Source organism: Microbacterium sp. BLY, from assembly GCF_017939615.1.
In the GTDB taxonomy this organism is placed as follows: domain Bacteria; phylum Actinomycetota; class Actinomycetes; order Actinomycetales; family Microbacteriaceae; genus Microbacterium.
Genome location: NZ_JAGKSR010000001.1, coordinates 1,587,566 through 1,597,046, shown reverse-complemented (window position 1 = coordinate 1,597,046; position 9,481 = coordinate 1,587,566). Strand labels below are relative to the sequence as shown.

Below are 9,481 nucleotides of genomic sequence, written 5' to 3'. Positions count from 1 at the left end.
CCCCTCGCGTCTTCCTCCACCTGAGAGCAATGTTCTCACAGGGAACGAGAAGGTCGGTGCGTTAGGGCGTTCCTTCGCCGCTCTGCGTGTCCGGCTCCGTGGGTGCCGGGGACTCGCCCGGGTCCGGCGTGGTGTTCCCGTCGTTCTGCGGGTTCTGCGGGACACTGGGCTGCTGCTGCGCGCGGCGCTCGGCCTCCTCGCGCTCCGCACGCAGCTGATCGTCCACCAGAGCGCCGAACGCATCCCGGTACGCGGCGTAGGCGGCACGCGCCTCCGCGGTCCAGGGGTCGGCGGCGGCCGCGGCGGCGGCCGTCTGCGTCACGGCCACCCGGAATGCCTCCTCGGCCCCCGGCCGCTCCCCCGTCGCCGCTTCCGCAGCGGGGACGAAGGACGCGGCGAAGGCGGCGAGCGCGGGATCCGCCGCGGGGCGGAGGCCGTCGAGCTTCGTGCGCACGGCGCGCAGCGCGGCCGTCTCCCCGTCGAGGGCGTCCAGATACTCCTGGGCCTCGTCGATCGCGCTGCCGACCTCGACCAGGGAGTCCTCGTCGAGCTCTCCCCGCCGGTACTCCGCCGGGGCGGCGGGCACCTCGATCGCCGCGAGACCCGCGAGATAGGTGTCCAGAGCCGTCACGGCCGCCTGGCGGAGCGCCGGGTCGGTCACATCGAGGACCTCTCCTTCCGCGCCGAGCGGATCGGGGACGGTGGCCGTGTCGAGGAGAGCGGCCCGCAGCGCGGTGGCGTCCGCGGTCTGCGTGCCGATGTCGGCGACGATGCCGTCCCGGCTGGCCGTGAGCGCCTGCTGCGCGTTCTGGATGGTCGCCTCATCCGCCTGCAGGGTCTCGAGTGCGCTCACCGCGGGACTCGCGGTCGCGGCCTGGATGCCGCCGACGGTGACCGCCGTGGCGACCGCGACCACCGCGAGCCCGGCGGCAGAGGCTGACAGCAGATCGGGGCGGCGACGGCGACGCGGGGCCTCCCGTGTCGCGGCGGGTGCGAGGGCCGCGAACGGGACCGCGCTGCGGGCGGCGGCGTCGGCGCGGCGGGCGAGTTCCCGCGTGTCCGTGAGGGCGGCGGGCCGCGGCGATCGGGAACGCGGATCACCGACGAGCGCCCGCAGCCGGGCGTCGGACGAGGCCGCGGGGGCGGCGGAGCGTCCGTGCTCCGCGCGCCGGCCGTCCGGGAAGAGTTCGTCGAGAGCCGTCATGCCGCCTTCAGGGAATCGGTAGTCTCAAGAGAACATACCGCCGATCCGGACCGACCACACGGGAGACCGATGCAGCTCCAGGACTATCTCCGGGTCGTCCGACGGCAGATCGTCGTGATCCTCTCCGGCCTGCTCATCGGGCTCTCCGTCGGCGCGGTGGTGGCGATGCTCACCCCGCAGCGCTTCGAGGCCACCACGCAGGTCATGGTCACGGTGCAGCTCTCGGAGACCGCCTCCCCCACCGAGCGCGCGCAGGCCACCGGCTACGCCACCCAGATCGTGCAGACCTACCGCGACGTCGTCACGAGCTCGCTCGTGCTCGACCGCGTGATCGACGACCTCGGTCTGTCGGCCTCGCCGTCCGAGATCGCCGGCGCCACGTCGGTGTCGTCGGCGTTGAACAGCGCGATCCTGTCCATCCAGGTGAGCGACACGAATCCGGGGCAGGCGGCGCGGGTCGCGAACGGCATCGCGGAGAGCTTCACGGCCGTCGTCGCCGACACCCTCGAGAACCGCGGCCAGGAGACCCCGTTCTCCATCCGCGTGGTCACCCTGCAGCCCGCGCAGGTGCCGACGACGCCGGTCGCCCCCAACATGCAGCTCTCCCTCGCGGTGGGTGCGGTGCTGGGTGTCGGCGTCGGGCTCGCCGCCGCGCTGCTGCGTTCGCTGCTCGATCAGCGCGTGCGCACGGCGGCGGACGTGGAGGCGGCGGTGCCCGTACCCCTCCTCGGCCGCATCCCCTTCGACACCGACACCGCCGAACGGCCCCTCGCCATCAGCGCGGCGCCGCAGAGCGCACGGGCGGAGGCCTACCGGGCGCTGCGCACGAACGTGCACTTCCTGTTCCGGGAGAACCGCGGCGTCTTCGTCGTCACGAGCTCCGGTCCCGGTGAGGGCAAGTCGACGACGGCGGCCAACCTCGCGCTCGCCTTCGCCGACGCCGGCCACCGCGTCGCGCTCATCGACGCGGATCTGCGCCTGCCCCGCGTCGCGGAGTACTTCGGGATCGAGGGCGGGGTCGGCCTCAGCGACGTCCTGGTCGGCCGGGTGCGCCTGAACGACGTGATCCAGCGCTGGGGACGCAGCGCGCTGTTCCTGCTCCCCGCCGGCACCGTGCCCCCGAACCCGGCGGAACTGCTCGGGTCCTCGGCGATGGAGGAGCTCGTGCAGGCGGCGTCCGCCGCGTTCGACGTCGTCATCATCGATGCGCCGCCGCTGCTGCTGGTCACCGACGCCGCCGTGGTCGCGCGGGTGACGACGGGAGCGATCCTCGTCGCCGCGTCCGGCAGCACCCCGGCCGGCCGTCTGTCGGCCGCCGCGAAGAGCATCGAGGCGGTCGGCGCCACCGTCCTCGGGACCGTCCTGACGAAGGTGCCGTTCGGTCGACGGGACGCCGCCGCCCAGGCCTCGGCCGCGGGCGGGGCCGCAGGATGACGAAGACGTGGGGCGCGCCGCGCGTGTTCTGTGAGAATATCGGGATTTGACTCCGCGGCTCACCGACGACCGGGAGCTGCCCAGCAACAGAAAGAACCGCCGCGTGGAACTTCGCGACTATGTGCGCATCCTGCACCGCAACTGGATCATGATCCTGATCCTGCTCGTCCTCGGCGTCGCGGGCGGTGCCGGATACGCGGCGCTGCAGCAGCCCACCTATGTCGCCTCGACGCAGCTGTACGTGTCGGTGCGGACCGAGGGCGCCGCGACCGGCGACCTGGTGCAGGGCACGACCTTCGCGCGGCAGATGGTGACCAGCTACGTCGACGTGGTCGGCACGGCCCTCGTGCTGGAACCGGTCATCGAGGAGCTCGATCTCGATGAGACCGTCTCGAGCCTGAGCCGGAAGATCACCGCCACCACGCCGCTGAACACGGTGCTCATCGACGTCAGCGTGAGCGACGGCGACGCGGCCAGGGCGGCCGAGATCGCCGACGCCGTGGCCGCCAGCTTCCAGAACGCGGTTCAGAACACCCTGGAGCAGCCGGCCGCCGAGGGCGCGGTCAGCCCCGTGCAGATCACCGTGACCGAGCCGGCCGCGGTGCCCACCTCCCCGGTGAGCCCCAACACGCGCATGCTCGTCCTGCTCGGCGGCGTCATCGGCCTGGCGCTGGGCGTCGGGATCGCGGTGCTGCGCACCATGCTCGACAACCGCATCCACACCCTGCACGACATCGAGACGCTCACCGATCGTCCCGTACTCGGCGGCATCGCCTTCGACCCCGAGGCGCCGAAGCGGCCGCTGATCGTCCACGCCGATCCCCGCAGCCCGCGGGCCGAGTCTTTCCGCAGCCTGCGCACGAACCTGCAGTTCCTGAACCTCGACAGCGGCCCCCGCATCTTCGTCGTCTCCAGCGCGGGCCCGGGCGAGGGCAAGTCCACCACCACCGCCAACCTCGCCATCGCCCTCGCCGAGACGGGGGCACGGGTCGCGCTCCTCGACGGCGACCTCCGACTCCCCCGTGTCGCCGACTACATGGGCCTGGAGGGCGGCGCCGGTCTCACCGACGTGCTGATCGGCCGGATGGACGTCGCCGACGCCCTGCAGAAGTGGGGCCGGAACGACCTCTACGTGCTGCCCAGCGGCCAGGTGCCGCCCAACCCGAGCGAGCTGCTCGGCTCCGCCGCGATGGACGACGTGCTCCGCGCGCTGGGCGAGTACTTCGACTACGTCCTGATCGACGCTCCGCCGCTCCTCCTCGTCACGGATGCGGCCGTCCTCGGCACCAAGACGCGGGGCGTGATCCTCGCCGCGGCCTCGGGCAAGACCAAGAAGCAGGAGCTCTCGGGCGCGCTGCGCGCCCTCGAGAACGCCGGCGTCCCGATGCTCGGCGTCGTGGTCACCATGCTCCCGACCAAGGGACCGGACAGCTACGGCTACGGCGCGTACACCTACGGGGCGACCCACGAACTCGACGGCACCGCGTCCGCCAAGCCCACCGCGAAGCTCGGGGGCTGGAAGGGCAGGAAGAGCGCTCCGAAGAAGCGCACGACCGCCCGTGTCTGACGCGGAGGCCGTCGGCCGTTCAGGCCTTCGGCGTCGCGACCCGGAACACGATCGCGTGGTAGAGCACGAACCGCAGCAACACGACGATCACGATGCTGATCAGGTTCACCACGTTGACGGCCACGGCTCCCGGCGCGCGACCGAGGATGCCGCCGACCGCTTCCACACCGACCCAGACGATGGCCGCACCGAGAGCCGTGCACACGGCGTTCGTGGCGAGGAACAGGGCGACCTCGGCGACGCGGCCCCGGCGGTCCCGATGCCGGAAGGTCCACTCCCGGTTGCCGATGTACGCGTTGATGAGGGCGACGAGCGAGGCCACGATCTTCGCGGCCACGACATCCCATCCCCAGGCGTAGACCAGCAGGTTGAAGACGCCGACCTCGATCAGCGTGCTCAAGGCACCGACCACGAGGAAGCGGCTGCCCACGCCGGCGAGGCGACGCAGTCGGGAGGGAGGGTTCATGGCTCAACTAGGCTACTGGCTGATCCCCCCGCAGACCGCCACCGCAAGGACTCCGTGACTCTCCGCCACCTCGCCATCGTCATGCCCGCCTACAACGAGGTCGAGGGCATCCGGGGCTTCATCGACGAGATCCGGGGTGCCGTCGCCCCGCTGGCCGACCAGGTCTCCTTCCACATCGCCGACGACCGCTCGACCGACGCCACCGCCGTCGCGTTCGACGACGTCGCCGACGCCACCGTCCTGGTGCAGCCGACCAACCGCGGCCATGGCCCGACCGCCCTCGCGGCCTACCGCGCCGGTCTCGCCGCCGCCCCGGACGCCCTCGTGCACGTCGACGGTGACGGACAGTTCCACGGCGCCGACTTCCCGCGGCTCCTCCGCGCCCTCGTCGCCGAGCAGGCCGACGTGGTGCACGGCGTGCGGGACGGCCGGACCGACCCCTGGTACCGGAAGGTCCTGACCGGCGCGGTGGGACTCCTCATCGCGGCCGCCGCCGGGCGCCGGATCCCGGACGTGAACACGCCGCTGCGGGCCTACCGCCCCGAGGCCCTGCAGGTCCTCGTCGATGCGGTCCCGGCGGACGCGACGGTGCCGCACGTGCACTTCTCCCTCGCCGAGGCCCGCGGAGGATTCCGCGTCCGCTACGTCCGGGTCGCCAGTATCCCGCGCCGGGGCACATCGGCCACCGGCACCATGTGGGGGCGCGGGGGCGGCCTTCCCCTGCCCCCGAAGCGTCTGCGCGTGTTCGTGCGCGCCGCCCTCACCGAGGCCTGGCTCCTCTCGCTGCGCCCGCACGCGCCCCTCCGGGCCGTCCGCCGCCCGGAGCCCGTGCGACGATGACGCGGCTGCGGACGGCCCTCTTCTGGGCGGCGGTCGCCGCCCTCCTGGTCGGCCATGTCCTCCTCGCCTGGCACAGCCTCACGGTGGCGCGCTTCTGGGAGGACGAGGCCTTCAACCTGACCGTGCCCCGCAACCTGCTCGCCGGTCTCGGCTACGCGAGCGACGGCGCCCTCTCCGGATCGACCATCACGCCGTTCGACCCGCGCATCTCCACCGGTCCCGTCGTGCTCCTCCCGGTGGCGGCGCTGCTGGCGACCGGCATGGACCCGGTGCTGGCGGCGCGTCTGGTCCCGCTGGCCTTCTGGGTCCTGCTGCTCGCGGGGCTCGCGGTGCTCGGGCGCCGGATCGGAGGACGCTGGGCCGCCCTGCTGGCCGTGACCGTCCCTCTCGCCTTCACCGGAGACGCCGGCGTCTCCCCCCTGCAGGGGCCGGCCGACCTCCTGGGCGAGATCCCCGCGGCCGCCCTCCTGGTCTGGGCCCTCCTCGTGCTGCCGCGGCGGGCGTGGCTGGCCGGTCTGCTCGTCGGCCTCGCCGTGCAGGCCAAGCTCATCGCCGCGCTCGCCCTGCCGGCCTTCGCCATCGCGCTGTGGGTGCTGGCCGACGGTCGCGGGTGGGCGCGTCTCCGCGACACCGTCCGGCGCGCCTGGCTGCCGCTGCTCCTCGCCGCCGTGCCCACGCTGCTGTTCGAGCTGGGGGCGCTCCTGGCCCTCGGACCGGCCGGATTCGTGGAGCACCTGCGCGCGTTCGTCCGCTTCGTGCGCAGCGGGGGCCAGACGGATGCCGCGACGACCGTGTTGCAGAAGCTCGGCGCCCTGGCCGACTCGTGGTCCCTGCCCCCGGCCATCGCGGTGCTCGGCGCGGTCCTCGTCCTCGCGCTCGCGACCGTCGGCGTGATCCGGCGCTGGCGCACCGCCACCCCCGACGAGCGCGTCGTCATCGCGTCCGCCCTCGCCGCCATCGTGGGGGCCCTCGCGTTCGTCGGCTGGTGGGCGACGGCCTCGCGGCTGCCCCTGTGGGTGCGCCACCCGGCACCGGGCATCCTCGCGTTCTTCCCCGTCCTCGCCGCCGTCGCCGTCTGGGCGGTCTCCCGGCTCCCCGAGCGACGGGCGTGGCGCATCGCCGGCCGTGTGGCCGTGGCGCTGGTCGCGGTCATCGTCGCGGCGGGAGCCGTCCTGCACGTCGCCGGCACGTTCACGCCGCGCGAGCCGACGCTGGCCCAGCAACGCGCCGACGTCGCCCCGTTGACGGCGTGGGTGCAGGAGAACGACGTCGAGTGGGTGGCCGCGGAGCCCTGGGGCTGGGCCGTACCCCTCGTGGTGCTCACTGGGGCGCACCTGGGGCTGCACGATGCCCCGGCGATGTCGGATGCGCCGCGGCTCACGCGGGAGGCCTGCACCACCGAGACCCTCGCCGAGGGGACGACCGCTCGCCTCTGCGCGGCTCCCTGACACGCGGTCCCCGCAGACGACGAACCGGCCGGCCGCCGAGGCGACCGACCGGTTCGGAGAAACGCGTCCTAGAGCGCCAGGCGCTCCTGCACGACCGCCGCGAGGCGCTCGGCATAGGCCCGGGCCGACTCGGAGTCGGCCGCCTCGACCATCACCCGCACGAGCGGCTCGGTGCCGGACTTGCGCAGCAGCACACGCCCGGTGTCACCGAGCTCGGCCTCGACATCGCGCACCGCCTGCTGCACGACCTCGTCATCCGCGACGCGATCCTTGTCGACGTCGCGGACGTTGATCAGCAGCTGCGGGTAGACCGTCATGACCGACGCCAGCTCTGCGAGCGACTTGCCCTGGCGTGCCATCTCGGCCACCAGGTGCAGGCCCGTGAGCAGACCGTCACCCGTGGTGGCGTACTCGCTCATGATGACGTGGCCGGACTGCTCGCCCCCGAGGGCGTAGCCGCCCTCGTTCATGTCCTCGAGCACGTACCGGTCTCCGACGGCCGTCTGGCGCACCGTGATGCCGTGCTCGCGCATCGCGACGTGCAGACCGAGGTTGCTCATGACCGTCGCGACGAGCGTGTCGTCGGTGAGACGGCCGCGCTCCTTCATCGACAGGGCCAGGATCGCCATGATCTGGTCGCCGTCGACGACATTGCCCTGCGCGTCGACGGCCAGGCAGCGGTCCGCGTCGCCGTCGTGGGCGATGCCGACGTCGGCACCGAGCCGGACGACCGCCTCCGCGAGGTTGTCGAGGTGCGTGGAGCCGACGCCGTCGTTGATGTTCCACCCGTCGGGGTCGGCACCGATGACCGTGACCTCGGCACCGGCGTCGCGGAACGTCTCGGGAGAGACGCCGGAGGCCGCGCCGTGGGCGCAGTCGAGCACCACGTGGACCCCGTCGAGCCGGTGGGGCAGCGAGCCGAGCAGGTGCACCACGTACCGGTCCTCCGCATCGGAGAAGCGGTCGATGCGGCCGACGCCGGCGCCGGTGGGACGCAGCATCTCGCCGTGCATGGCCTCTTCGATCCGCTGCTCCACGATGTCGGGGAGCTTGCGACCGCCGCGGGCGAAGATCTTGATGCCGTTGTCGGGTGCCGCGTTGTGCGACGCGGAGATCATGACGCCGAAGTCGGCGTCGCGGTCCGCGACAAGGAACGCCAGAGCGGGCGTGGGGATGACCCCGGCCTCGAGGACGTCGACTCCGGAGGAGGCGAGACCCGCGGAGACGGCGGCGGTCAGGAAGTGTCCGGAGACCCGGGGGTCACGGGCGACTACTGCGGTGAGTCGCTTGCCTTCGGCCTTGCGAGCCTCCGCAGTACGGCCCTGGCCCAGGACGACAGCAGTCGCCTGGGCCAGGGTGAGCGCCAGGTCGGCGGTGAGGATGCCATTGGCGAGTCCTCGCACGCCGTCCGTGCCAAAGATCGGCATCGGAGCAGTGGACCTTAACGCTTCGAGTACTGAGGCGCCTTACGGGCCTTCTTGAGTCCGGCCTTCTTGCGCTCCTTGACGCGAGCGTCACGCGAGAGGAAGCCGGCCTTCTTCAGGGTCGGACGGTTGTTCTCCGCGTCGATGCCGTTGAGGGCACGGGCGATGCCGAGACGCAGGGCGCCGGCCTGGCCGGAGTCGCCACCACCCGAGATGCGGGCGATCACGTCGTAGGCACCGGCGAGGTTCAGCGCGGTGAACGGGTCGTTGATCAGCTGCTGGTGCAGCTTGTTCGGGAAGTAGTCCTCGAGCGTGCGGCCGTTGACCGTGATGGTGCCCGAGCCGGGAACCAGACGCACGCGGGCGATGGCCTGCTTGCGACGGCCGACAGCGGCGCCGGGGACGTTCAGCACGGGGCGGGGAGCCGCCTCGACCGCGTCGGTCTCCGGGGTCGACGTCGAGAAGTTCTGGAGGTTTTCGGTGGAGTCCTGGATGTCAGCCACGAGTATGTCCTTAGTCTGTACGGCGCTTACTGGGCGACCTGGTCGAGGGTGTACGGCTGGGGCTGCTGCGCGGCGTGCGGGTGCTCGGCACCGGCGTACACCTTCAGCTTCGACAGCTGCTGGCGGCCCAGGCTGTTCTTCGGGAGCATGCCACGGATGGCCTTCTCCACGGCACGGACCGGGTTCTTCTCGAGGAGCTCGGCGTAGCTGACGGCCTTGAGGCCACCCGGGTAGCCGGAGTGGCGGTAGGCCATCTTCTTCTGGAGCTTCTGACCGGTGAGCGCGACCTTGTCGGCGTTCACGATGATGACGAAGTCACCCGAGTCGATGTGGTTGGCGAAGGTCGGCTTGTGCTTGCCACGCAGGAGCGTCGCCGCGTGCGAAGCCAGACGGCCGAGAACGACGTCGGTGGCGTCGATGACGACCCAGTCGCGCTGGACTTCGCCAGCCTTGGGGGTGTAAGTGCGCGTCACGATAGTGCTGCTTTCTTGTCGAACGGAGGTGTTCGTGAATCCCACTCCGGGGTGGTTCTTCCCTACGGGGAGGAACACGCCAGTGGAGGGCTCACGTTCGGATGTGCGTCTTCCCCGCAGGC

Annotated in this window: 9 protein-coding genes; 4 read left to right on the top strand and 5 right to left on the bottom strand. The window is 72.1% G+C overall.

Annotation, left to right across the window (positions count from 1 at the left end):
• Positions 1–61: 61 nt before the first annotated feature.
• Positions 62–1,204 carry a hypothetical protein gene (locus KAF39_RS07955; protein ID WP_210676768.1) on the bottom strand — a complete coding sequence of 381 codons (1,143 nt, stop codon included), beginning with the start codon at positions 1,202–1,204 and terminating at the stop codon, positions 62–64.
• Positions 1,205–1,273: 69 nt separating this feature from the next.
• Between KAF39_RS07955 and KAF39_RS07950 the strand changes: the two genes are divergently transcribed.
• Both KAF39_RS07950 and KAF39_RS07945 read left to right on the top strand, forming a co-directional pair.
• The gene (locus KAF39_RS07950) at positions 1,274–2,638 is read left to right on the top strand and encodes a polysaccharide biosynthesis tyrosine autokinase (RefSeq protein ID WP_210676767.1); all 1,365 of its coding nucleotides are present in this window, start codon (positions 1,274–1,276) and stop codon (positions 2,636–2,638) included.
• Between the two features lie 103 nt (positions 2,639–2,741).
• On the top strand, positions 2,742–4,205 hold the full coding sequence (locus KAF39_RS07945) for a polysaccharide biosynthesis tyrosine autokinase (RefSeq protein ID WP_210676766.1): 1,464 nt from the start codon (positions 2,742–2,744) through the stop codon (positions 4,203–4,205).
• A 19-nt stretch (positions 4,206–4,224) separates the two neighbouring features.
• On the opposite strand, the gene KAF39_RS07940 is transcribed toward KAF39_RS07945, so the two are convergent.
• Positions 4,225–4,671, bottom strand: coding sequence for a GtrA family protein (locus tag KAF39_RS07940; protein ID WP_210676765.1), 447 nt, complete (start codon positions 4,669–4,671; stop codon positions 4,225–4,227).
• Between the two features lie 54 nt (positions 4,672–4,725).
• Between KAF39_RS07940 and KAF39_RS07935 the strand changes: the two genes are divergently transcribed.
• Together KAF39_RS07935 and KAF39_RS07930 are read left to right on the top strand one after the other, a co-directional pair.
• Entirely contained in the window at positions 4,726–5,511 is a 786-nt protein-coding gene (locus tag KAF39_RS07935; protein ID WP_210676764.1) for a glycosyltransferase family 2 protein, read from the top strand.
• The gene (locus tag KAF39_RS07930; protein WP_210676763.1) at positions 5,508–6,959 is read left to right on the top strand and encodes a hypothetical protein; all 1,452 of its coding nucleotides are present in this window, start codon (positions 5,508–5,510) and stop codon (positions 6,957–6,959) included. The genes KAF39_RS07935 and KAF39_RS07930 overlap by 4 nt, the downstream gene beginning before the upstream one ends.
• A 68-nt stretch (positions 6,960–7,027) precedes the next feature.
• On the opposite strand, the gene glmM is transcribed toward KAF39_RS07930, so the two are convergent.
• Genes glmM through rplM form a run of 3 tightly spaced genes read right to left on the bottom strand, consistent with a single transcriptional unit; the run spans position 7,028 to position 9,359 of the window.
• A complete protein-coding gene (gene glmM, locus KAF39_RS07925) occupies positions 7,028–8,386 on the bottom strand; it encodes a phosphoglucosamine mutase (RefSeq protein ID WP_210676762.1) in 1,359 nt (452 codons plus the stop codon).
• Between the two features lie 14 nt (positions 8,387–8,400).
• Positions 8,401–8,886 carry a 30S ribosomal protein S9 gene (gene rpsI / locus KAF39_RS07920; RefSeq protein ID WP_210676761.1) on the bottom strand — a complete coding sequence of 162 codons (486 nt, stop codon included), beginning with the start codon at positions 8,884–8,886 and terminating at the stop codon, positions 8,401–8,403.
• A gap of 26 nt (positions 8,887–8,912) precedes the next feature.
• A complete protein-coding gene (rplM, locus tag KAF39_RS07915; protein ID WP_025104385.1) occupies positions 8,913–9,359 on the bottom strand; it encodes a 50S ribosomal protein L13 in 447 nt (148 codons plus the stop codon).
• Positions 9,360–9,481: the final 122 nt, after the last annotated feature.